The organism is Proteus vulgaris (assembly GCF_033708015.1).
Taxonomy (GTDB): Bacteria; Pseudomonadota; Gammaproteobacteria; order Enterobacterales; family Enterobacteriaceae; genus Proteus.
On record NZ_CP137920.1, the window covers coordinates 3043384 to 3067801 of the forward strand.

Sequence of the window (24418 nt, forward strand, 5' to 3'; positions counted from 1 at the left end):
GCTAACTATGCCACTTATTGTATTGAAAGGGCTCAGAGGCGGAGTAGGTACAACCTCGACGGCAATTGCACTTGCTCGGCAATTTCATCAACAAAATAAAGAAGTGCTTATTATGGATAATTGCACTGAAAATATTTTGTCTTTTTATTTTCCAGCACAGGAAAGAAGTACCACATTAAGTCAGGCATTATTAGCAGAAACGCCAATCGAGCAGAATACTTTTTACTATCGACCACACTATCAAGTATTACCTTTTGGCTTAGTGAATAAGAAAGATAATTTGCTCTTACAGTTGTCATTTTCCGCTAAACAACATCTTACTCATTTTTTAACGACATTTATGCAGTTACACCCTGATGCCATTATTTTAATGGATTTACAGCATACGCAAGACACTCTGTTCACGCCTTGGATAGAAAAAGCAGATATTTTTCTCTCTGTGACAATGGCAGAAAGCAACTGTCATATTCGCCTTAATCAACACACATTTATCGATAATGAATATGTATTGATTAACCAATTTCGTGCCACCAGCCAAATTCACCAAGATTTTTATCAATTTTGGCAAACGACGTCACTGCCATTATGCCCTATCGTTCTTCATCGAGATGAAGCCTCGCTAGAGGCCTGTGCTTCACGTTTACCTTTATATGATTACCGAACTAATTGCATGTTAGTAGAAGAAATATCGCAACTTGCTCAATGGTGTTTTTCGTTATTTGAGAGGAAAGAAGGACAGCCATAATGCCATCATCTTACGATACCTCGAAGAAAGCCGAAAAGAAGGTGACACAACATCTTCTTATTCGTTACTACACGTTTTATCGCCATAACGGTGCATCTCGTAGCGCAGCGATTATTAGTGAACTATTTATGGGCATTATGTGGTTTTTTTTACGGATGGAATCCCCTTTTTGGCGAAAAATTGCCAAAAAACAACGAGCACTCTATCCTCATATTGATCCTCGTTGTCCTAAAATTTTCGATCCTCTGCGCTATTTGTTACAAAGTATTTGGCTAGTTTGCCATTATGTCGGACATTTACTGATTAAAAAACCCATACAATTTATTTTTTATATTCGAAAATCCTATAAAAAACTCGTTGTTCATGTTTCACCTATTGCGGTTGGGATCATTGAACATAAGAAAAAAACCACGCCATTTTGGCAATATATTCTCTACTCCATCATCGCTATTTTTGCCATTTTCTTTATTTTACTCAGTATCACTCAGCCGTTTGATCTGACATTCCAGTTTGTTTTTGTGATTGTTATTTGGTTAGTTGCCTTAGCTATCCGTGATATTCCAGGGCGTTTCTCTTCAATCGTAATGGTGATATTAGCGCTGATAATCGCATGTCGATACATTTGGTGGCGTTATCACTCAACCCTTTATTGGGTTGATAATTTCAGCCTGTTTTTTGGTTTACTGCTTTTACTGGCTGAAACTTACGCATGGTGTGTGTTATTCCTTAGTTTTATGCAATGTATTTGGCCGCTGCATCGAAAACCCATATCGATGCCTGAAGATATTACACAATGGCAAAGCGTTGATATTTTCATTCCTACCTATAACGAAGATCTACACGTTGTTAAACCTACAATCTATGCCAGCTTAAATCTAGATTGGCCTAAAGATAAGCTCACTATTTATCTACTTGATGATGGTTCCCGTCCTGAATTTAAAGCGTTCGCTCAAGAAGTGGGTATTCGTTATATCGCTCGCGAAAAACATGATTTTGCTAAGGCTGGTAATATCAATCACGCCTTAACACTCGCTTCAGGTGAATTTGTTGCTATTTTTGACTGCGACCATATTCCAACGCGTTCCTTTCTACAATTTACAATGGGATGGTTTTTAAAAGATGAAAAAATGGCTTTGGTACAAACACCTCACCATTTTTTCTCACCTGACCCTTTTGAACGTAATTTAGGTAATTTTCGTGAAACCCCCAATGAAGGCACACTTTTTTACGGGTTGGTTCAAGATGGCAATGACACTTGGAATGCGACTTTTTTCTGTGGCTCATGTGCTGTTTTACGTCGTACTGCATTGGATGAAATTGGAGGCATTGCCGTTGAAACTGTTACAGAAGATGCGCATACCTCATTGCGCTTACACCGTCATGGCTGGAGATCCGCTTATATTCGCATTCCACAAGCCGCTGGTTTAGCGACAGAATCGTTATCCGCACATATAGGTCAACGTATTCGCTGGGCGAAAGGGATGGTGCAAATATTCCGACTTGATAATCCACTCTTTGGTAAAGGTTTGAGCGTGGCACAACGCCTTTGTTATTTAAATGCCATGTTACATTTTTTTTCTGGTATTCCGCGAATGATTTTCTTACTCGCACCACTGACGTTTCTTATTTTCCATGCCTATATCATTTATGCACCAGCGATTGCGATCGCGCTCTATGTTGTGCCGTATTTGATCCATATTTCACTCGCCAGCGCAAAGTTACAAGGCGCTTATCGCCACTCATTTTGGGGTGAAGTGTATGAAACGATTTTAGCGTGGTACACCACTCGCCCTGTCTTAAGTACCTTTTTCTCTCCTCATAAAGGAACTTTTAACGTGACAAGCAAAGGTGGCGTGATGGAAGAAGGTTTTGTCGATTGGCAAATTAACCGTCCTTATTTACTCTTTCTCAACCTAAACTTACTCGGCATTTTATTTGCTTTTTGGCGCATTGCAACGGGGGATCCCGACGAAGCATGGGCTGTTGCTATGTGTTTATTATGGGTGTGTTATAACCTTATCTTACTCGGTGTTGCGATTGCCGTTTCTGTTGAAACAAAACAACAACGCCGTTTTCCTCGTGTTCGCGTTAAAGTTCCAGCCATGTTGTTATTAAATAATGGCTCACTCTATCGCTGTTACCTCTATGATTTTTCTGATAATAGCGGTGCGATTTTATTACCTGACAATGTCACACTTTCACTCTCTCCAAATGAAAACATCACACTATTACTCAGTCAAAATCAGCGTGAACATGCCTTTAAAGCCAATATTTCACGTATTGATGGGCAAATTATTGGATTACAGCTTCTTGAAATGACAACGCAAAAAGCTATCGAGTTTACTGCATGTACTTTTGAGCGAGCCGATACTTGGGCTGACTGGCAAAATGAACTTCCAGCTGACAGACCTTTAAGCAGTCTCAAGAATATTATTTTTATCAGCATGCAAGGTTATAACACCTTATTAAAGCGTGCTCCTTACTTTATTTACGCCACTTTCCGCTTACTCGGTCTTTTTTTACTGTGGCTTTCATCGTTACTCCCTCAACGCGTTAATGTTTCACAAATATTTCATCACTCTTAAAGGAAAACTCCGTTTTTCTGGGAATTTACTAATAAACAATAAGATGGGTAACAATAATGAAAAAACGTTTTCTCATATTTGCCTTATTTATGCTCACTTCTTCAGTTCATGGCGATGAAACTCAAGAAGCGAAAACCAATATTTCAGAGCCTCCTGTTACAATAACAGAAGCGGCACCTGAAGCTATTTCTCAAGCAGAGCTGACTGGTGATACCCCCTTACCTTCTACGGATGTTACGCCTTCCTCTCACCAGAAAATATTAACATTTGCTGAGACAGCACCTAGCTATGGCGCGATCCATTTGACAGGTATTACCCCTGATGGTTATTTAGAATTTGGTGTACGTAGTGATGAATATGTTTCAAAAGCCACTCTCGATTTAGAATTTACACCGTCTCCATCACTACTTCCTGTGGAATCTCATTTTAATGTTTATTTAAATAATGAATTAATGGGAGTAGTTACCTTAAAACAGGAAGATTTAGGTAAGAAAAATCAAATTACGATACCTATTGATCCTTTATTTATTCAAGATTTTAACCATATAAAACTCTCTTTTATTGGTCATTATCGTGAAATTTGCGAAAATCAAGCGAATACAACACTCTGGCTTGATATAAGTAAAAGCAGTCAATTAAATCTAACCTTTCAATCACTCCGTTTAGGTAATGAATTAGCGTATTTCCCAGAGCCATTTTTTGATAGCCGTGATTTTGGAGAATTAACACTACCGATTATCTTCAGCCAGTCGCCTAATTTGGTTCAACAAAAAGCGGCAGCAATTCTCTCTTCTTGGTTTGGCACTCAAGTTGATTGGCGTAAACAAAATTATCCTGTTTATTATGATACTTTACCCAATCAACACAGCATTGTTTTTGCAACTAATAAACAAAAACCCACATTTTTAAAACAGCATCCTGATGTAAAAGAGCCAACCATCGAAATGCTGACACATCCAACCAATCCTTATATTAAGTTACTTCTTATTATGGGACGTGATGATAACGATTTGATCACAGCCGTAAACGGAATAGCTCGTGGGCAAGTTATCTTCAGAGGGAATATTGTTACAATTAATGAAGTGGAAAAATTGATCCCGCGTGAACCTTATGATGCGCCAAAATGGGTGCAGTTAAATAAACCTATCTACTTTAATACGCTACAAGACTATGAAGGCCAGTTGCAATCTCGTGGGTTAAACCCGAGCCCTATTACATTAAATATGACCTTACCGCCAGATCTATTTATGTTTAATAATACGGGATTACAAATGCAATTACGTTATCGCTACACCACACCTGCATTTCAAGATAACTCTCGTATGTCTATCTCAGTAAACGACCATTTCATTAAAGCTTATCCTCTTGAGAAAGAGAAAAAAGATAATCTCGTCATCGCTTATTTACCGCTTATTCAAGGGTGGATTGAGCATAAGAATTTATTGAATATTCCCGCTGTAAAATTGGGTGAGCGTAACCAAATTACATTTGCCTTTGATTACACCAACCCCATTCCAGGCGGATCAGTCGATCAGTGTATTACTTATCAACCCGTACCAAATACTGTCGCCATTGATGATTTATCTAGTTTTAATTTTACAGGTGATTATCGACACTATATTGCATTACCTGACTTACGCGTTTACAGCCATGCGGGTTTTCCATTTAGCCGTTATGCGGATCTGTCAGAAACCTTGGTTTTTGTTAATCAGCAACCTTCTCCAACACAATTATCTACCCTATTAATTTCAATGGGGAATATCGGCGCTCAAACAGGTTACCCTGCTCTAAATGTTTCATTAACGAGTTCATTGGATGAAGTGCAAAAAAGGGATGCTGATCTGCTACTTATTGGCACCATTCCACCCGCAATAAATAATGATAAACAGATGAATATACTGATCGATAAAGCACGTAGTGAAATCACTCTGCCTTCTCGTGAAACCAGTATCTTTAGCCACACTAATTATCAACCCGCTGATAAACGTCCTGACAGTCGAATTTCTCTGACTTCAAAAGGATCTATGGGAGCGATTATTGGTTTCCAATCTCCTTTCTTTTCACAGCGTAGTGTTGTTGCATTATTAGCCGATAGTACACAAGGTTATAAACTGTTAAATGAGGCAATAAGTGACAGTGGTAAGCGTGATGCTATGCATGGTTCAGTGGTATTAATCAGAGACTCTGGCGTAAATAGTTTGCGTGTGGGCGAGACGTATTTCGTCGGTTATTTACCTTGGTGGGAAGAAGTTTGGTATGTGTTTGCTTCCCACCCTATATGGCTTGGTTTAGCGGCAATTGTCGGCATTATTCTAGTTTCTCTTCTTATTTGGCGAGCAATGAAAATAAGAAGTCAACGTCGTTTGTCGACTAAGGACTAAGCTATGTGGCAATTTGATCACACACATCGCTACTCTATTCTTGCTTTCTTTTTGCTGACAGGCATTATGCCTGTCACGCAAGCTAATGAAGAGACGACGGAAGCCTTTTTACAAGAACAAGTAAGATTAGGAGTATCCACAGAAAATGAAACTTTAGTGGCTCAATCGTTGCATCGTTTAGCATTAATTAAACCCAATGATCCTAATATCTTATTAATGCAAATTCAGTTTGCCGTAAAACAGAAAGACAATGCAAAAGCACAACAGTGGTTTACCCAACTAGGTACTCAATTTCCACAATCAGAGCAATATCAGCGTGCAATAAAAACCTTATCACTGACAACCGATATTAATCGGCAAAAATTACAGCGAGCTCAGCTTTACCGTACCGCTGGACGCTATGATGATGCGTTAAATTTATACGATGAAGTTTATCGTGGAATACCGCCAGATGAGGCTTTAGCGATAGAATATATCCAAGTGCTTATGCAGTCTTCTCACGATGATAAGATAGATAGACTTAATCACATTTATCGCCAATATCCTCAGAATGCGACAATAGCAAACCTCTTCCAGCAACAATCCACACTAAAATCAGCAGTGACACCAAACATTATAAATACTGCTTCCTCTGTAAAATCAAAAACAGATATCTCCTCATTATCCATTACGACTTTAAAACAAAAAGCACGACAACAACCTGATAATGCTGATGTTGTAGGTACTTTAGGTGTACGTTATTCTAGATCCAACCAACGTGGTGCGGCTATTTTTTATCTGTCACAAGCGCTAAAATTATCACCCAATCATGATAATAGTGGTCAATGGCGAGCGATGTTGCAGGCTAATCAATATTGGCACCTCCTTTCAAAAGGCGATGATGCACTATTAAAAAAAGATTATGAATTAGCTGAACGTTATTTTAACCAACTCAATAAGTTAAGCCCTTATAAAAGTGAGCCTTATCTTGGTTTAGGTAACATTGCAGTTGCACGGCATCAATTAGCGCTTGCTGAAAGTTATTATTTGCAAGCTTTAAAATATCACCCCAATCACTCTGCAACTTTACATCGCCTGGCAAAACTTTATCGCCAGCAGTCACATGATAAAGCACAACAATTTATTCATGGTTTAACACCAAGCCAATATAACAATTTAGCCGAAGATTATGGCTATATTATCTCGGGTATAAGACAAGATTTAGCCGAGGATGATGAACATAAAGAGCAATACCTGAGTGCGATTGAAAAACGTAAGGCTATTGCTAAAGATTTTCCTAATGATGTTTGGAATATTTACCGCCTTACTGATGATTTATTAATCACACAGCAAGACGCTGTGGCTGAAGCGTATTTTAATCAGCTTAATCACCGTCTCCCTAATGATGCATCTCGTCTTTATGCCTACGCACTCTATCTCAATAAAACAGGACGAGGATCTCAAGCACTTGATACGCTAAAAACAATCCCCTTATCTCAACGCAGTGAGAGCATGAAAGCATTAGATAGCCAATTACGTTTTGGTGAAATAGTAACCCATGCAGAGTCTCTACGCGCAAAAGGGCAAGAACAACGTGCAGTCGATTATCTTTTTGCGCATATGCCGCCAGAACAAAAAATTCAGACTTATTTACTATTAGCAAACTGGGCACAAGAACGAAATAACCTTGAACAAGCCCTCAGTTATTATCATACCGCGCTAAGTTTAGACTCTAACAATGAAACGGCATTATTAGGTGCAACAGATATTGCTTTAGCACAAGGACAAGAAACACAAGCAAAACACTATCTTGCAAAAATAGAAACACTTTCACCTAGCCAGTTTAATAGCAATGCGATTAGACGCGTCGCCAATGCAGAAAAAGCCGTAGGTAACACAGAAAACGCACAACACTATTTTGCTTATTTAGCACAACAAATCGAAATAGAGCCAGACAATGCTGAGCCATTAGTATTACGCGATATTGCACGCTTTCAGCGTGATGAACAGCATAGTCAGCAAGCTCACTATTATTATCAACAAGCTATGCTCAAGGATGAAATAACCGATAGATTGCCAAAAGACAATATTGAATACACCACATTAATGCGTAATGACGAAAAAGATAATTGGCTCTCTCGAAGCCTACGAGCCGATGCCCACTCTCTTTATCGTCAACAAGCGTGGCGTTTTACTCTTGAGCACGATTATTGGGGATCTAATGGTAGCGAAGGCTATTCAAAGCTGCGCGCGCACACCACAATGTTACAACTCGACCATCCTATTTATGATGGTCGCTTCTTCTGGCGTGCAGACTTAGTTAATCTTCATAGTGGCAAACTAGGTACCTCACCTTATGATGCCAAATTTGGGACCTGCTATCGGACAGGTTGTTTTCCACTAGAACAAAAATCCTTTGGCATTAGCCCTGCCATTGGCTGGGAAAACAGTCAATGGCAATGGGATCTTGGTACAACCCCTCTGGGTTTCAACGTAACAGATTGGGTCGGTAGAGTCGCCTATAGTCATGATCTCTTTAATGTAGGCTGGACACTGGATGTGCATCGTCGCCCTGTTAATAGCTCGTTGCTTGCTTTTGCTGGTCAACGTGATCTTTGGACAAATCAAATATGGGGCGGAGTTAGAAGAACGGGCATTCGTTTAAGTGGGAGCTATGACTTAGGCGGAAAAGACGGTTATTGGGGCGAGGTTTCTGTTGATAAATTGACAGGTAAAAACGTTGAAGATAATCACAGTGTTCGAGGTATGGGCGGCTATTATTATAAGCTTATTAATGAGAACAACCGCCGAGTTTCTGTTGGGGTAAGTACGATGCTTTGGCATTATGATAAGGACTTAAGCGGGTATACTTTAGGACAAGGTGGTTATTATAGCCCTCAAAAATATATCTCTTTAGGGATCCCCATTAATTATCGTCAACGCACTGAAAATTGGTCTTGGGAATTATCAGGTTCCGTTTCTTGGTCTTACTCTCAAACGGATGACAGAAAGCGCTATCCCTTACAAAATCTCGTCTCTATCGATAAATTTAATCACTATATGAATGGACTTACCCCTGAAGATCGAGAAGAGATGATGAGGCTTTATTATCAAGAGCGGGATGCTGTTGATGAAGGTGACTCTAGCCATGGTTTTGGTTATACCGCAAGAGCATTAGTTGAGCATCGTATTACGCCGCATTGGTTTATCGGTGGGGCTATCGATATTCAACAAGCCAAAAACTATACTCCAAGCCATGCATTAATATACTTACGTTATTCATTTGATGGTTGGAATGGTGATTTAGATTTACCCCCAAACCCTCTTATTCCTTATGCTGACTTTAAATAACGTTCAATGTATAAATACACAAACGGGAAGCTCTGGCTTCCCGTTTAACGTTTTCGCTAAAATGGTGATAGCAAGTCGCCATTATTGTGCTTTACGAAAAAAGCCAACAAGCAACCAACCGACAATCATGGCAAGAACAAATAAAATACCTTGATAAAAACCAGCACCTGCCAATACCAAACCGGGTCCAGGGCAAATTCCAGCTAACCCCCAGCCAAGACCAAATAATACACTGCCTAGTACTAAGGGTTTATCAATCACTTTATTGGTCGGGATATTTAAAGGACATGCTAGTACACTTTGTTGCCTACGACGTGTTAATTGGTAACCTATCACACTGACAACCAGCCCTGCTCCCATGATTATCAATAAAGACGGATCCCAGTTCCCAGTAATATCCAAAAAACCGAGAATTTTTTGCGGATTGCTCATTCCACCAACAATCAATCCTGCACTGAATAAAAGGCCACAAAGAAAAGCAACAAACTTAGTCATTTTCTTAGCCTCCTATCACATGACGCTGAATATAAACGGTAATAAAAGCAGTTACCATAAAGACCAAAACGGCCACCATTGAGCGACGCGATAAGCGCGCTAATCCACAAATACCATGACCACTAGTGCAACCATTACCTAAACGTGTCCCGACTCCCACCAAGACACCGGCAATAATTAACATCCAAGGTGATGTTTCAATCACGGGTGATAAAGGTTTATCAAAAAAATAAAACAGTGTAGGTGCGATTAACATGCCAAGTAAAAATGCCCAACGCCAACCATTCCCTTGCTGCTTTGTTGATAAAACACCGCCTAGAATGCCACTTATTCCTGCAATGCGGCCATTAAATAACAGTAAAATGGCGGCGGCAGCACCTATCATCAGCCCACCAATTGCCGCACTTAAAGGCGTAAAGTGAACCCAATCTATATTCATAAATTAACCTGCTATCGGGCAATAAAGCTGATAAAGCGTATTGAGTAGTACAAGCACTTTTTCATCAGCAATAGAATAAAAGATACGTTTTCCATCACGACGAGTATTCACTAACCCTTCATTACGCAAAACGGTTAGTTGTTGAGAAAGTGTCGGTTGACGGATCCCTAAACTCTCTTCTAATTCACTCACACTTTTTTCGCCCTGACTTAATTGACACAATAATAAGAGGCGATCGCCGTTTCCTAGCGTCTTAAGCATGCTGGACGCTTCATTAGCCGCCAATTTCATTGCATCTAATAAATCAGGTTGAACTCGTTGTGTCATGGTAAACTCCATAATCAATATACTTTTTAATAATATGTTAATTTATATATTGTGCAAGTTTTCTTTTTATTGCGTGTTTGTATAAGGCGCTATATGCTCTATAACATGAAAACGGTAAGAATCCCCATCGCCTTAGTGCAAAGCGTTATGCGAACACTGCGTGAAAAATTGCAGCAGGCTAATCTTTATCTTAATACAAATTACCCAGAACCTACCCTACATTATAATCAGAGAGGAACTATTGCAGGCAGTGCCTATTATGCAAATTGGGAAATCCGTATTAATCCTACATTATTGATTGAAAATAAACAGAATTTTATTGAAGAAGTTATTCCTCATGAATTAGCACATTTATTAGTGAATCGCCATTTTGGTCGTGTAGCACCTCATGGGAAAGAGTGGAAATGGATGATGGAAACCGTATTACAAGTTTCCGCGAAACGAACCCATCATTTTGATGTCAGCACAGTTAAGGCTAAAACCTTTCCTTACGCTTGCCATTGTGAAGAGAAACACCAGCTGACTATTCGTCGTCATAACAAGGTATTACGTGGTGAAACACAATATCGTTGTCGTCATTGTCAGTCAATTTTGCAGTTTATAGAACATGAATTAACATAGATAAAAATAAAGCCGATGTATTAGATAAATAACATCGGCTTTACTTTGAAAAAATAGGTGGAATAGTCTTAAGCAAACTCGCTCATCACATGAGATGCGATTTCAAAGTAAATAATCAGACCTGTACCATCAATTAACGTCGCGATAAACGGTGCTGAAACAACAGCAGGATCAATACCTAAACGCTTTAAGACCATTGGAATAACAGACGAAACAATCGCACTCCAAACCGTGATTGAAATAAGCGTTAAGCCAACAACAATCATCACTTCCATACCCACGCCTAAGAACCAAGCACGCACAAAACCAGCAATCCCCATAGTCAGTGCAACCATTATGGATGTGGTTATCTCTTTTCTTAATACAGACCAAACATTACGTAAGCTCACTTCCCCTAATGCCATAGCACGGACTAATGTTGAAGTGATCTGAGTACCACTATTTCCGCCAGTACCAATCAGCAATGGAATAAAGAAGGCTAATGAAATTGCGGCTTCTAGTCTATCTTCAAAAGCATGTAATACGGTACTGGTATACGCTTCTGCCACAAACAGCATCAACAACCACACAACACGTTTACGCCATAATGTGACTGGACTCGTTTCTAAATAAGGTTGCTCTAAAGGCGAAGTCGCACCCTGCATTTGTGCATCAAGTGTATTTTCATCTTCAATTAATTCAGCAATATCTTGAGGACGTAACACACCCACTAATTTTCCAAAATGCATCACAGGTACACTGTCTAAACCACTATGACTAATCAATTGGTAGACATCGTGTCGATTTTGTTCTGGTGACACAGAGAAAAAAGTTTGACGCATCACATCAGAGACAAACAGATCATTCGCGGCTGTTAATAATGATTTAACAGGTAAAATCCCATTGAGATAATTATCTTTATCTACCACATATAAATAAGTTGGAATTAATTCATCTTTTAAATCATTAACCAATTGAGCTTTCACATTTTCAACAGAATCAGCGACAGAAACCGCAATATAAGACTGGCTCATATAAGCACTCACGGTTGCATCATCTTTTAAACGATTATATTGGTCTTGAGTTGAGTTATTTTGAGGTGTGTTTAAGGATGTATCTGCAACTAATACAGCATCCATTTTGTTTTGAGTATTGAATTTCATTTTGTGGTTCCCTATTACTGTTTGTGTTTAGCAAATCAGTTCTCCATAGGGGCGAAACCAGAAGCGAGAATGCAAAAGCTATCTACACGTCTCGGTTTTAGCACTATACAACGTATCCGATGAATACTGGAAGTTACATGGGGATATACCTTCGGTCGATATATCCTGTCCTAATCTTGGGCGTCTCTCGACGTCGTCAGATCAGTAACCTATGTTTGTATAGGAGCCTCGCCTAACGAGATACTGCACTTTTCTTGCGAATGCGGCGCGCATTATAACCACTCACAATATAATGGAAAGCACGATAGCGATTTTGTTTAAGTTCTATTGAAAAATAACTCGAAGCATTTACCATGCAATTAAAGAATACAAATGCATTCAAAAACAATATACAAAAAAAGAAATGAAGTTTTCCTATGAAAGCTAAAATTATAGAGTAAAAGATAATCTGTATATTAATTGATTATTTTAATGCTAATTTTTGTACTTTTATTTCTTCTGCTTGCAAAAATATCTCTTTTGCCGTTTTACCATCTAATGATTGGCACATTTTGCGCGTGATAATATCCGAATTTTTATAACGACCTGCGATCACTAAATCATTAAAATTAATATCATTAAGAATAGCTAATTCTATTGCTTCATCAAAGCGCGATTGTTCATCAAGGGGGAGTGAATTGCGCATTTCAACAATTGAGATACGTAGCGACTCGACATTCGAGCCATCAAGGGTTTGTTGAGGTTTTTCACAGCCAGATAACATGACACTAAATAAACAAATAACTAACAATTTTTTCATATATCCCCCTTACCCAGTCAATAGTTTAAATAATAGCAGAATGTTTATAAGGAAACTCCCCACTAACTAAAATATATTTTTAATTAATCATCATTTCCAATATTTTTATTATTATAAATAAAAGCCACCTTTAATTTAAAATAAAGGGAAGCATTTTCCAGATTATTCGATCTTTTAATGGGAAGAATAGACATAAAAAACCCTGTTAATAAAGTAACAGGGTAAAAAAGCAGGAAAATAGATAGAAGGAAATGCGACTTAATAGAAAGAGATTAAGCGAGTTCAACATCTCCTTTTAAACGACAGCTACATGCTAAGACATAACCTTGCGCTATCTCTTCAGCCGTTAATGTACTGGTACTGCTAACATCATAATCACCACTCGCAATACGTGTTTTACAACTACCACAAACCCCTGCTCGACAAGCTGCAAAAACAGGAACTTTATTTTCTTCCATCGCGGATAATAAAGTGACGCCAACAGGCACTTTAATTTGTGATAATGGATGGCGAATAGTCATCGTTAATTGTTCATTTTCATCGACACAAACAGGCTCATCACCAAAACGTTCCATAAAAATATTCTCAGCAGGTACACCAAGATTTCTTGCAAAACGTCCTGTATCTTCCATATAGCTATTTGGGCCACAACACATAACCGTACGCCCCGCAATATCAGGAACTAATGCCGCTAATTTTTCTTGGGAAATGCGTCCACTAAATAACCCTTTATTATCAGGCAATTTAGGCATCATGATAAAATTAAGATTATATGGATAGGCATTTGCCAATTCGATCCACTCTTTCTCAAAAATAAACTGGCTTTGCTCACGAATATTAAAAATAACGGTGATATCCGCTTTAGGTTGATTATTTAACAACCAACGCGTCATCGACATAACGGGTGTCACACCACAGCCTGCTGCCAACATCAAATAGCGCGCATCTTCTTTACCCGCACAAGTAAATTCCCCCTGAGCATCAGATAACCAAAGATAATCACCCGGTTTTACTTGTGATGTTAACCAACTTGAACCCACGCCATTTTCTAAACGGCGAACGGTTAAAGTGATAAATGGACTTAATCCCGGAGAAGATGAAATGGTATAAGCACGCATTATCTCATCACTATTATTGATACTCACCAGAGCAAATTGACCTGGTTTATACGAATAAAAATCATGATTAATTAAATTTAGCGTCCACACTTCAGGTGTTTCCTGAACAATAGAGTGAACTTGCATACGATTAGGACAAAGAGAAGTAGGCATCGTCATGGATATTGAACCCTCACCGAAGCCCATAGGCTTCGGTAATGATAATGAATTTAACACATTAAGCAGAAAGAATATCTTTAAGATCTTGTTCTGGTGTAGTAATAGAGCGCATACCAAATTTCTCATTTAGTATTGCCAGCAGATTGTCAGTTAAGAACGCCGGTGCTGTTGGGCCGGTATAAATGTTTTTCACACCCAATGAAAGCAGAGTCAATAAGATAACAATCGCTTTTTGCTCGAACCAAGAAAGAATTAGAGACAGTGGTAAGTCATTCACGCCACAACCTAATTTCTCAGCCAGGTTAACCGCTAGCATAATCGCTGAATACGCATCGTTACACTGACCCACATCAAGTAAGCGTGGTAAGCCTTCTAAAGTACCGAAATCCAGTTTGTTGAAACGGTATTTACCACACGCCAAGGTCATAATTAAGCAGTCCTGTGGAATTTCTCTTGCAAGATCGGTGTAGTAACTACGTTCACCACGGCTACCATCACATCCCCCCACTAAGAAAACATGGCGTAATTTTTTCTGTGAGACTAAATCAATCACAGTATCAGCGGCATTTAAGAGTGTTTCACGACCAAAGCCAACTGTAATTAAATGCTCAATTTCATTGTATGGAAAACCTTCTAATGATTGTGCTTGTGCAATCATTTCAGAAAAGTCATCACCCGTAATATGTTTTACGCCTGGCCAACCAACAATACTACGCGTCCAAATACGATCACCGTAATGACCTACATTCGGATCAATAATACAGTTTGAAGTCATTAATACAGGGCCAGGGAATTTTGCAAACTCAATTTGCTGATTCTGCCAACCGCTTCCGTAGTTACCGACTAAATGTTTGTATTTTTTAAGTTCGGGGTAACCATGAGCAGGCAACATTTCACCATGAGTATAAATATTGATCCCTTTTCCTTCTGTTTGCTCAAGTAACATTTGGAGGTCTTTCAGGTCATGACCTGATATTAAAATCGCTTTACCAGCAACAGGGCGCACGTTAACCGTAACTGGTGTCGGGTTGCCGTAAGCTTGAGTTTCGCCTTTATCAAGGATCGCCATAATGCGGAAGTTCATTTGACCAATGCCCATCGCATTTTCTAACAACTCATTCATATCAGAAGGATCAGTACCTAACCACGCCATATAATGGTGATATTCTGCATAAATTTCATTGTCATACTGACCTAAAACATGCGCGTGCTCCATATAAGCCGCAGCCCCTTTTAAGCCATACAAACACAGCATACGTAATCCATGAAGATCATCACCGATTTGTGCTTTATCCGCATTTAAAGCAAAAAGCTGAGCTTGCTTTTGTAAGCTACCTAAATCGTTACCCGCTAATTGGATTTCAGCCCTTGGATTAGTGACTTGAATGGCTGCATTTTTCGCTAAAGTACGAGATTTCAAACTTTCACGGAAATAGATAGCTTCTTTCGCATAACCGACAATGCGATCAGAATCAAAGTTGACGTTAGTTAACGTAGAGAAAAAAGCACGAGGCGCAAAACTATCTATATCATGGTCAATTATGCCAACGCTACGCGCTGCTAGAGCCCACGCTGAAAGCCCTTCTAATACAGCAACGAGTAAATCCTGAAGATCAGAAGTTTCTGCTGTCTTACCACACATACCTTGCGCATAGGCACAGCCATTACCTACAGGCGTTTTCATTGTTTGTTCACATTGCACACAATACATATCGTATTCCTTCTAATAAGAGATAATGCTTTATTTTTATAAGTTGCATTACAGATGCAACATAAGAATACGCCATTTTGATAAGAGAGAAAGTGCAATATTGAACAATTTAAACGTTGCTTGATCTAACGCAATTTCTAGCAAATCTTTTAATATCTCTTTTTTCTCCTTTGATTTGGCTTAAACCTCAAAAAAATGTCTAAGAAAGAGCGCGTTATTGCATTACATCGATAATGACTAAATAAGAAATAATATTTAAGAATTATTGATGGTTATTTTTTGTTTAATCATATAAAGACTGAGAGATGAAACGATTAAGTTTATTCATTCTTGTTAGGTCAGTAATATTCATTACTATTTTTTATAGTTAATATCACCTATTGCATTAATAGCTAATCAAATTATTTCAATTGATATATGTTATTAACACGAGTATTACGAAATGAAACTACATATTTGAATGATGCTCATCCCTACATTGGAGATTAAAAATGATTAAACTAAATAATGTTCCATCAGAATTTCGCCCTCTAGAAAGCTACAAAATGCTAATTGGAGGAGAATGGGTATCTAGCACATCACACAAAACAACCAAAACCTATAGTCCAGCTACGGGTGAATTATTAAGCGAATATCAATCGGGTAGTGCTGAAGATGTTGAACTTGCAGTGAGTGCCGCACGTAATGCATTCAAAACATGGAGTAAAACGTCACCTGCTGAACGCCAAGCTCTCTTATTAAAAATCGCGGATCGCTTAGAGCAAGAACAAGAACGCTTTGCTTGGATTGAATCGCTCGATAACGGTAAACCACTCAATGAGTCAAAAAACATAGATTTACCTGCCTCTATTGACCATTTTCGATATTTTGCAGGCGTGATACGCTCTCATACCGATGAAAGTGCCGTCCTAGATGAAAATACCATTAGCCTTGTGATTCGCGAACCTATTGGTGTTGTGGGTCAAATTATTCCATGGAACTTCCCATTATTAATGGCAGCATGGAAATTAGCACCAGCGATCGCGGCAGGTGACACCGTCGTTATTAACCCAGCAACGCTGACTTCCCTTTCATTATTAGAGCTAGGTCGTATTTTAAATGAAATATTACCAGCGGGCGTGATTAATATTGTTACGGGACGCGGATCTGTTGTAGGACAAGCTATTTTAGAGCACGAAGATATTGATAAACTTGCATTTACAGGTTCAACCAATGTGGGTTATACCGTAGCAGAAGCCGCAGCAAAAAAAATGGTTCCAGCGACATTGGAACTAGGGGGTAAATCGGCCAATATCGTGTTCCCTGATGCAAACATGAAAAAAGCGGTCAAATATTCTGCATTAGCAATATTGATGAACCAAGGACAAGCTTGTGAATCAGGTTCACGGTTGTTCCTACATAAAGATATTCATGATGAATTTTTGAAGGCATTAAAAACTGAATTTGAAAGTATTCGTGTCGGTGACCCACTTGATCCAAATACACAAATGGGAACGCAAGTTAGTCAAGATCAAATGGATACTATCTTAGGCTATGTTGAACTCGCGAAAAAAGAAGGTGCAACTATTTTAACCGGTGGTGAGCGTATTACAGGTGAAGGTTATGATGATGGATTCTTTGTTCGTCCAACGATCATCATCAACGCAACAAACCAAATGCGTGTAGCCCGAGAAGAAATTTTTGGCCCTGTATTGTGTGTCATTCCATTTGATAATGAAGATGACGTGATCGAAATGGCGAATGACTCTGAATATGGTCTTGGTGGCGGTGTTTGGACTCAAGATATTAACCGCGCCTTACGTGTTGCAAAAGCAGTAAGGACTGGTCGTATGTGGGTTAACACTTATCACGAACTCCCTGCTCATGCACCATTTGGGGGCTACAAAAAATCAGGTTTAGGACGTGAAACACATAAAATGATGTTAGATGCTTATAGCCAAGTGAAAAACATCTTTATCAGTATGAAAGAATAACACTTATCTCTTTTCTAAATTCTTATAAATATAATATCTATACTCATCTCTTCGCCTTCTCCCCAGAAGGCTTTTTATTATCTATAATTACTCACACCCCAAGTTGTTACCATAAAAAAACCACATACTTATCATAAAGTATGTGGTTTGATGTTGTGTTGTTAGCCAAATAAGTAAGAACGAGTTACTCTGCTTCAGCTTCTTTTTTACTTACTGAGTAAGCTTCTTTATCTAATTCAATCTTATCAGCGTTAACATCTTTTATATGATCTCTTGTTAAGCGATAAACAACAGGGCTTAATAACGCTAATGCGATTAAGTTAGGGATAGCCATCATTGCATTGAGTGTATCCGCTAATAACCACACAAACTCTAACGATTGCGTTGCACCAATCGGTAACGCAATTAGCCATGCAATCCGAAATGGCATAATCGCTTTAGATCCAAAAAGATATTGCACACATTTTTCACCGTAAAAACTCCAGCCTAAAATAGTGGTAAATGCAAAAATAGCTAATGCAATTGCCACAATATAGTTACCACCTGGAATCGCGGTAGAGAATGATGCCGCCGTTAATGTTGCGCCACTTTGCCCTGTTAGCCATTGTCCTGTGATAACAATGGTTAATCCTGTCACAGAGCAGACAATGATGGTATCAATAAAAGTCCCCAACATCGCAATCAAACCTTGGCGAACAGGGTTCTGTGTTTTTGCCGTCGCATGGGCAATAGGCGCACTCCCCAATCCTGCTTCATTTGAAAAAACACCACGCGCTACACCAAAGCGGATCGCAGCCCAAACCGCAGCACCAGCAAAACCCCCTTGCGCAGCAACAGGTGTAAATGCAGATTTAACAATAAGGACAACGGCATCTGGAATTGCAGTCACATTCAGTGCAAGAACAACAATACCTGCACCAAAATAGCCAACGGTCATAATAGGGACTAATTTACCAGCAACATCGGCAATACGCTTAATACCGCCAATAAGCACAGCACCGACTAAAATAACGAGTACAGCAGCCGTAATTGTTGTCGAAATACCAAAATTACTTTCCAGTACATCAGCCACGGAGTTTGCTTGCACTGTATTGCCAATACCAAACCCAGCAAAACTCCCAAAGACAGCAAAAACAGTACCTAGCCAAACCCAATTTTTACCTAAGCCATTTTTGATGTAATACATTGGTCCACCGACATAGTTTCCATACTTATCAACTTCCCGGAAACGTACAGCAAGCACGGCCTCTGAATATTTAGTTGCCATTCCCACTAATGCAGTCATCCACATCCAAAACAATGCACCAGGACCACCTAAGACAACAGCTGTTGCAACACCAGCAATATTACCCGTTCCGATAGTGGCAGAAAGTGCCGTCATTAACGCATTAAATGGCGATATTTGCCCTTCGCCTCTTTTATCATTTTTTTCAAATAAAAGCTTAAACCCTGTACCTAACTTCCTAATAGGTAAAAAACCAAGTTTAAACTGCATAAAAAGGCCGATACCAAGAATACCGACAAGCATCGGAACTCCCCATACCACGCCATTTATAGCACTTAATATATTTGTGATGAAATCCATAAGTTACCCTTTCTCGTCCAAATGTTATATAAATATGTATTTTTTGTTATCAACTACACTAAAGATGAAAAAGTGAAAATATGCTAGAAAAAAAAACGACTAATTCTAAAATTGACTTAGTTATGTGAGAAATATCACTTCATTATTAAATTACGCTATCATTAAGCTCATCGTTACAATACTTCAATCAAAGTTATGCATAATTATAAATCAGCACAAAACATTCAAAATGAACAACGTTTTAATTTGTTCAGAAAAGCGCAAGAAACCAACCTCGCACCACTAAAAACGCTACTATTATCCGCGGTGGTCGGCTCTCTAGCTGGATTAATAGGTGTTTTATTTGAAAAAAGCGTTAGTTGGGTGATTCATTTTCGACAAGAAGAATTTATTAAAACCTTTACTAATCCTTATATTCTAGCGATCTGTACATTACTTTTTTCCTCTATCTTAGCAATGCTGGGATATTACCTAGTCAAAAAGTTTTCACCCGAATCTGGGGGATCAGGAATACCTGAAATTGAAGGTGCCATGATAGATATTCGCCCAGTTCGTTGGTGGCGAGTATTACCGATAAAATTTATTGCCAGTATTGGAACTTTAGGTTCTGGTATGGTATTAGGACGAGAAGGCCCCACGGTTCAATTGGGCGCCAATATTGGTCAGCTCGTAAATGATATTTCTCGCGTTAAAGATAAAGAGTCACGTCATACTCTGTTAGCGACGGGAGCCGCAGCAGGATTAACCGCTGCTTTTAATGCACCTCTAGCGGGTATTTTATTTATTATCGAGGAGATGCGTCCTCAATTTAAATACAGTCTTATTTCAATTAAAGCTGTCTTTATTGGCGTTATTATGTCTTGCATTGTTTTTCGCCTATTTAATGGTGAAGGCGGTGTTATTCATATTGGTAAATTTTCATCTGCACCACTAAATACGCTTTGGTTATATTTAGTATTGGGTATGTTATTTGGTATTATTGGCGTTATATTCAGTAAATTACTTTTCTATGTCCAAACCCAATTTCAGCATTTTTATCAGGATAAAACATCTCGTTTTGTTTTAACCGGTGGCATCATCGGTGGTCTCTGTGGTTTATTAGCATTAATTATCCCTGAAATAACTGGCGGTGGATTTGATATTATTCCTGCGCTTAGTACGGGACAATATTCTCTTATTGCACTATTATTTTTCTTTATTTTACGAACTATCACATCCATTATCAGTTTTGCCTCTGGTGCTCCTGGCGGCATATTCGCCCCCACTCTGGCATTAGGCACCTTATTTGGCAGTGCTTTCGGATTAACTGCAACCTTACTTTTCCCTGATTACCAAATTCAAATTGGTACGTTTGCTATTGCTGGAATGGGTGCATTATTCGCAGCAACGGTAAGAGCACCGCTAACGGGGATCGTTCTCGTCTTAGAAATGACCGATAATTATCAACTTATCCTGCCGATGATCATTACCTGTTTAGGTGCAACAATGCTGGCACAGCTACTCGGTGGTCGCCCTATTTATACCGTTTTATTAGAACGCATATTACAAAAATCTGAGGAAAAAGAACAAAAAGATCAATCTCTCGATATTAAAAGTGATAAATCACCATAATAATAAAACTCACTTAAACAGATAAAAATACCCCAAATATTTGGGGTATTTGAAAAGAGACAATAGTGCTTAACTATTTTTTTCGTGCGATTAACGTAGCAAAATTTAAGGCGATACGATTGCCATTTGCATCTGTTTTATGTAAATGCCCGAGATCCTCATTATATTTAATAATTTCCCAGTCTTTATAATAATCCGCCAATTCGTTTGGACGCAAAAAGGTTTTAAATGGAATTTCAGTAGGATCACTATTTGGCGTTTCAACAGGACAAACAATCACATTAATACCGTTAGAATTGGTACATTCCTGCATATTTTTAATAATACTTTCAATACGCTCCCGTTGGCAGAACATCAATACAACGGTTGAAAGAATAATATCGTATTTCTCAGTAAGTGAAGCTTCATTAATATCATATAATCCACTTTTTACTGCCAATCCTGTTTGGGTTTTCACTGTTTCAATAGCATCAATATGTGAAGCATTAATATCTAACGCTGTCACCTCATAACCTTGAGATGCTAAATAGAAACTATTTCGACCACGGCCAGCACCTAAATCTAACACCTTGCAAGGCTGGGTAAACGTTGCCATATAACGGACTTCAGAATGCGGTAATGATAAGTCGTTTTCTTTAAACAGTTTATCTTCCGGGGCACATAAAAAAGAGAGCTGACAACGTATATCATCACTTGCTTTATCTATTTTATGCCACTGTTGAGGCTGAATTAAAGGCGGTTGATTTTCAGTATCACACTCAACTGAAATTTGTGAACCATCATCATTAAAAACAACAAATGTCATGTTACCTTGCAGTATCCGCATTTGGGCATAAGTGCCTTCCTTTGTATTGTGGCGTTCTAATAACGCTAAAGGAATGGATGTACGAGTCCACTCTGGCATGGTTTTATAACTTACAAGTTCCATAATTCAACCTCAATAAGATGCATTTTAAATACATCTTATGGCAATCATGATCATTCGTAAAGAAGGTTTTATCTAAATTATGATTTTAAATATTTGTTTAAAAGTAAATCAGTCACATCTGAGGAAGAAATAGACTCACCACACAAAACTTTCATCATGATTTCTTTACCTAATGATGCTAAAGAAAACAGCATATCTGGGCGTAACCGACTGATTTTATCTCTATTTTCATCTTGATTAATAATAGTAATCAATTTCGCATTAACATGAGAGCATTCTTGGATAGTGAGTAAAATAAAGGTATTTTCTGCATCACTTTCAGATAAAGTCACAATCCAACTTGCTTTCGCAATATTGGCTGATAGCAATGTTTTAAGATCCGTTGGGTCGCCTTCAATAATATTAGCTTGCGTATCATAAGAGGCGTTACTTTTATCAGCACAAATCGCAATAACGGATTTTCCTTGTTCTCTTAACCCTTTTTCTAATTGAGAAGCTAATGCCGATGAACCAATAATAATAAAATGATTATGCATTTTAGCGATCCTTTTCTTAACAATATCGCGAGTACCGCGTGCAAGAAATCCCATGACATACACAATGGAAGTAGTAAAAACGGTGATTCCCAAAATAACAACAGTGAGCGTAAAAATACGGGCATTCGTACTAATTGGCACAATATCGCCAAATCCTAGTGTCGTCATGCAGACAATAGAAAAATAGAATGCATCCATCAACGTTGTAATATGTGGCTTAAATTCATCACCAATATAAAGACTTCCTAGCATTGAGAATAACAGCAAAGACAGAATACATATAAAAGCCACAAAACTAGCGCTAGTTAAACTATGATGTGGAAATGCACGCCAACTCATTAACAATCCAATCACTAAAATAAAAGAAAAATAGGATTGAAAGTCCATTTGCCGATAAACAGCCACATCAAGAAAAACAAGGGTGACTAATAAAATCAAAGAGACACACCACGCAATTCTGGCGCCAAGATACATAAATATTGAAAGAAAAATTAATGCACAACCTAGCATGACCTTTGGTATATCGAGAAGTTTTAATACACCTAAAGATTTAAGCCATGCTGAAAATCCATGGATTTTCCAATCCAGATAAATACCGCGAGACAGTAAAATAGAGTAAATGATAAAAATACCATTTAAGATAAGTAATAAAGACATCGTTTTTCTTGTCACTTTAGATGTCTCTATTACATTTAATAGAGCGGATAATTTCATATTAGATATATGTGAATACTCAGTTATTTAAAGGAATATGATCTAATCCTTGAAATTTAAAAGGCTCTGCGGGTTTAAAATGACTTGTCGCATTAGCCGAATAGATTATCGACTGCTCTTCACCCAATGGTAATGTCATTACTTTCCCACTCTCTTTTGAAAAATCAATTTCCTTTAAATTAACCCAAAAAGTATTCGGCGATAATGCTGACTCGAAAAAATATAATTGGTTTTTATGATCAGCCACCGTTCTCCACCGTGTGGATGAAATTTCAGGTGATTCAGCCGTACTCAACCCATAAGGTACAGATACATTTCTGATCACACCGAATACGCTAGCGAGCGATTTTTTACTCGATTGAGTTTTAGGAATGGCATTCACATAAAAAGAAGCTCTGGCAAAACGATCTGAAGCACGATTAGTCCCAGGTAACATGACTGTTCCACCGATTTGCTGCCAATAACTATTCAATGCTAATTGTTCTGAAAAAATAGGAGAATTCGTCATCACTTGATACTCTTTGCTGTGATGAATCACTTGCTTGCCATTTATATATTCAATAATGGCGCTATCTCCCGTTGCATCCGAAAGCGAAAGATGTAGTGTTGCCATTCTATCTTGTCCGGGAACTTTATCCGTTAATACAATAAAAGGCTCACTGTCTAATGCATTCACAGCTTCTTCAACTGAAGCAAAATTATCTAACACATACTGAGCCCATGCAGAAATTGAAATAGCGGGTTTTTCTTTGGTATATGCGGGATAATCAGATTCTGCCAACCACAATAAATTAGCCACTAAACCTTTTTCATTCATACCATCTGTTGTAGAAATATCATAACCAGATGCAATCACACTTCCATATTTAGATGTCCATTTTATTGAGTTATCACCCGCTTCTCCTGAACGTTGCATCCCTTGTGGAAATATCCATAAACTTGTTCCTATGTCATATTTCCAGTCCATTGAGCGAGCAGTAATAATTTGGTTATTGTCACCTAAATAAACAACTCGAGTGCATGCATCAACATCGGTGATGCCAGCAGTAAAAAGACCAGATATAAATAGAGTCCCTAAAAAAGTATGACGTAATTTTTTCATTATTCACTCTTTCTCGTTAAATAAATGGATGGTTTCTTTATTATGACCGTTCTTTGCGCTGACTTAAAATCGATAAAACCTCAAAATAAATATTAGCCCTATTAAAAAATAGAAATT

18 protein-coding genes and 1 riboswitch are annotated in these 24418 nt (G+C 38.3%); of the genes, 7 read left to right on the forward strand and 11 right to left on the reverse strand.

All coding sequences use genetic code 11. From position 1 onward, the window contains the following. Positions 1-7: 7 nt before the first annotated feature. From SB028_RS14560 to bcsC, 4 genes are read left to right on the forward strand one after another with little or no spacing between them, the layout of a single operon-like run. A complete protein-coding gene (locus SB028_RS14560; RefSeq protein ID WP_069367672.1) occupies positions 8-745 on the forward strand; it encodes a cellulose synthase operon protein YhjQ/BcsQ in 738 nt (245 codons plus the stop codon). Further along, a complete protein-coding gene (gene bcsA, locus SB028_RS14565; protein WP_069367671.1) occupies positions 745-3330 on the forward strand; it encodes a UDP-forming cellulose synthase catalytic subunit in 2586 nt (861 codons plus the stop codon). The genes SB028_RS14560 and bcsA overlap by 1 nt, the downstream gene beginning before the upstream one ends. Positions 3331-3386: 56 nt before the next feature. Then, entirely contained in the window at positions 3387-5711 is a 2325-nt protein-coding gene (bcsB, locus tag SB028_RS14570; RefSeq protein WP_069367670.1) for a cellulose biosynthesis cyclic di-GMP-binding regulatory protein BcsB, read from the forward strand. A gap of 3 nt (positions 5712-5714) precedes the next feature. Further along, the gene (bcsC, locus tag SB028_RS14575) at positions 5715-9041 is read left to right on the forward strand and encodes a cellulose synthase complex outer membrane protein BcsC (protein WP_069367669.1); all 3327 of its coding nucleotides are present in this window, start codon (positions 5715-5717) and stop codon (positions 9039-9041) included. Between the two features lie 81 nt (positions 9042-9122). Here bcsC and SB028_RS14580 read toward each other — a convergent pair whose 3' ends face one another. Genes SB028_RS14580 through SB028_RS14590 form a run of 3 tightly spaced genes read right to left on the reverse strand, consistent with a single transcriptional unit; the run spans position 9123 to position 10302 of the window. Beyond that, the gene (locus SB028_RS14580; protein WP_069367668.1) at positions 9123-9536 is read right to left on the reverse strand and encodes a DUF6691 family protein; all 414 of its coding nucleotides are present in this window, start codon (positions 9534-9536) and stop codon (positions 9123-9125) included. 4 nt (positions 9537-9540) lie between these two features. Next, complete coding sequence (locus SB028_RS14585; protein ID WP_069367667.1) at positions 9541-9975, reverse strand: YeeE/YedE family protein; 435 nt, start codon at positions 9973-9975, stop codon at positions 9541-9543. 3 nt (positions 9976-9978) lie between these two features. Then, the gene (locus SB028_RS14590; protein WP_036912417.1) at positions 9979-10302 is read right to left on the reverse strand and encodes an ArsR/SmtB family transcription factor; all 324 of its coding nucleotides are present in this window, start codon (positions 10300-10302) and stop codon (positions 9979-9981) included. A 105-nt stretch (positions 10303-10407) separates the two neighbouring features. Here SB028_RS14590 and SB028_RS14595 point away from each other — a divergent pair, with 105 nt between their 5' ends. After that, entirely contained in the window at positions 10408-10923 is a 516-nt protein-coding gene (locus tag SB028_RS14595) for a SprT family zinc-dependent metalloprotease (RefSeq protein ID WP_139151977.1), read from the forward strand. A gap of 68 nt (positions 10924-10991) precedes the next feature. Here SB028_RS14595 and mgtE read toward each other — a convergent pair whose 3' ends face one another. The 4 genes from mgtE to hcp form a co-directional block, all read right to left on the reverse strand. Continuing rightward, positions 10992-12065, reverse strand: a complete 1074-nt coding sequence (mgtE, locus tag SB028_RS14600; protein WP_069367665.1) for a magnesium transporter — start codon at positions 12063-12065, stop codon at positions 10992-10994. 75 nt (positions 12066-12140) lie between these two features. After that, positions 12141-12312, reverse strand: a riboswitch (M-box (ykoK) riboswitch). A gap of 216 nt (positions 12313-12528) precedes the next feature. After that, positions 12529-12864 (reverse strand): DUF6694 family lipoprotein, encoded by a 336-nt coding sequence (locus SB028_RS14605; RefSeq protein ID WP_069367664.1) that lies wholly within the window; start codon positions 12862-12864, stop codon positions 12529-12531. Between the two features lie 272 nt (positions 12865-13136). After that, positions 13137-14141 (reverse strand): NADH oxidoreductase, encoded by a 1005-nt coding sequence (gene hcr / locus SB028_RS14610; RefSeq protein ID WP_069367663.1) that lies wholly within the window; start codon positions 14139-14141, stop codon positions 13137-13139. Between the two features lie 58 nt (positions 14142-14199). Then, a complete protein-coding gene (hcp, locus tag SB028_RS14615) occupies positions 14200-15852 on the reverse strand; it encodes a hydroxylamine reductase (RefSeq protein WP_069367662.1) in 1653 nt (550 codons plus the stop codon). 491 nt (positions 15853-16343) lie between these two features. Here hcp and SB028_RS14620 point away from each other — a divergent pair, with 491 nt between their 5' ends. Further along, positions 16344-17825 carry an aldehyde dehydrogenase family protein gene (locus SB028_RS14620; RefSeq protein ID WP_069367661.1) on the forward strand — a complete coding sequence of 494 codons (1482 nt, stop codon included), beginning with the start codon at positions 16344-16346 and terminating at the stop codon, positions 17823-17825. 184 nt (positions 17826-18009) lie between these two features. On the opposite strand, the gene SB028_RS14625 is transcribed toward SB028_RS14620, so the two are convergent. Beyond that, positions 18010-19410 (reverse strand): alanine/glycine:cation symporter family protein, encoded by a 1401-nt coding sequence (locus tag SB028_RS14625; RefSeq protein ID WP_069367660.1) that lies wholly within the window; start codon positions 19408-19410, stop codon positions 18010-18012. Between the two features lie 195 nt (positions 19411-19605). On the opposite strand from SB028_RS14625, the gene clcA reads away from it, so the two are divergent. Continuing rightward, positions 19606-21021, forward strand: a complete 1416-nt coding sequence (gene clcA, locus SB028_RS14630) for a H(+)/Cl(-) exchange transporter ClcA (RefSeq protein ID WP_069367659.1) — start codon at positions 19606-19608, stop codon at positions 21019-21021. 73 nt (positions 21022-21094) lie between these two features. On the opposite strand, the gene tehB is transcribed toward clcA, so the two are convergent. The 3 genes from tehB to SB028_RS14645 all read right to left on the reverse strand — a co-directional run bounded on the left by tehB (position 21095) and on the right by SB028_RS14645 (position 24304). Then, complete coding sequence (gene tehB, locus SB028_RS14635) at positions 21095-21949, reverse strand: SAM-dependent methyltransferase TehB (protein ID WP_069367658.1); 855 nt, start codon at positions 21947-21949, stop codon at positions 21095-21097. Positions 21950-22026: 77 nt separating this feature from the next. After that, positions 22027-23142 (reverse strand): NAD-binding protein, encoded by a 1116-nt coding sequence (locus tag SB028_RS14640; RefSeq protein ID WP_248619905.1) that lies wholly within the window; start codon positions 23140-23142, stop codon positions 22027-22029. Between the two features lie 76 nt (positions 23143-23218). Next, the gene (locus tag SB028_RS14645; protein ID WP_139151976.1) at positions 23219-24304 is read right to left on the reverse strand and encodes a linear amide C-N hydrolase; all 1086 of its coding nucleotides are present in this window, start codon (positions 24302-24304) and stop codon (positions 23219-23221) included. Between the last annotated feature and the right edge of the window lie 114 nt (positions 24305-24418).

Coding starts and splice junctions, on each gene's coding strand:
- SB028_RS14560 (WP_069367672.1), top strand. CDS start 8: ATGCCACTTATTGTATTGAAAGGGCTCAGAGGCGGAGTAGGTACAACC.
- bcsA (WP_069367671.1), top strand. CDS start 745: ATGCCATCATCTTACGATACCTCGAAGAAAGCCGAAAAGAAGGTGACA.
- bcsB (WP_069367670.1), top strand. CDS start 3,387: ATGAAAAAACGTTTTCTCATATTTGCCTTATTTATGCTCACTTCTTCA.
- bcsC (WP_069367669.1), top strand. CDS start 5,715: ATGTGGCAATTTGATCACACACATCGCTACTCTATTCTTGCTTTCTTT.
- SB028_RS14580 (WP_069367668.1), bottom strand. CDS start 9,536: ATGACTAAGTTTGTTGCTTTTCTTTGTGGCCTTTTATTCAGTGCAGGA.
- SB028_RS14585 (WP_069367667.1), bottom strand. CDS start 9,975: ATGAATATAGATTGGGTTCACTTTACGCCTTTAAGTGCGGCAATTGGT.
- SB028_RS14590 (WP_036912417.1), bottom strand. CDS start 10,302: ATGACACAACGAGTTCAACCTGATTTATTAGATGCAATGAAATTGGCG.
- SB028_RS14595 (WP_139151977.1), top strand. CDS start 10,408: ATGAAAACGGTAAGAATCCCCATCGCCTTAGTGCAAAGCGTTATGCGA.
- mgtE (WP_069367665.1), bottom strand. CDS start 12,065: ATGAAATTCAATACTCAAAACAAAATGGATGCTGTATTAGTTGCAGAT.
- SB028_RS14605 (WP_069367664.1), bottom strand. CDS start 12,864: ATGAAAAAATTGTTAGTTATTTGTTTATTTAGTGTCATGTTATCTGGC.
- hcr (WP_069367663.1), bottom strand. CDS start 14,141: ATGACGATGCCTACTTCTCTTTGTCCTAATCGTATGCAAGTTCACTCT.
- hcp (WP_069367662.1), bottom strand. CDS start 15,852: ATGTATTGTGTGCAATGTGAACAAACAATGAAAACGCCTGTAGGTAAT.
- SB028_RS14620 (WP_069367661.1), top strand. CDS start 16,344: ATGATTAAACTAAATAATGTTCCATCAGAATTTCGCCCTCTAGAAAGC.
- SB028_RS14625 (WP_069367660.1), bottom strand. CDS start 19,410: ATGGATTTCATCACAAATATATTAAGTGCTATAAATGGCGTGGTATGG.
- clcA (WP_069367659.1), top strand. CDS start 19,606: ATGCATAATTATAAATCAGCACAAAACATTCAAAATGAACAACGTTTT.
- tehB (WP_069367658.1), bottom strand. CDS start 21,949: ATGGAACTTGTAAGTTATAAAACCATGCCAGAGTGGACTCGTACATCC.
- SB028_RS14640 (WP_248619905.1), bottom strand. CDS start 23,142: ATGTCTTTATTACTTATCTTAAATGGTATTTTTATCATTTACTCTATT.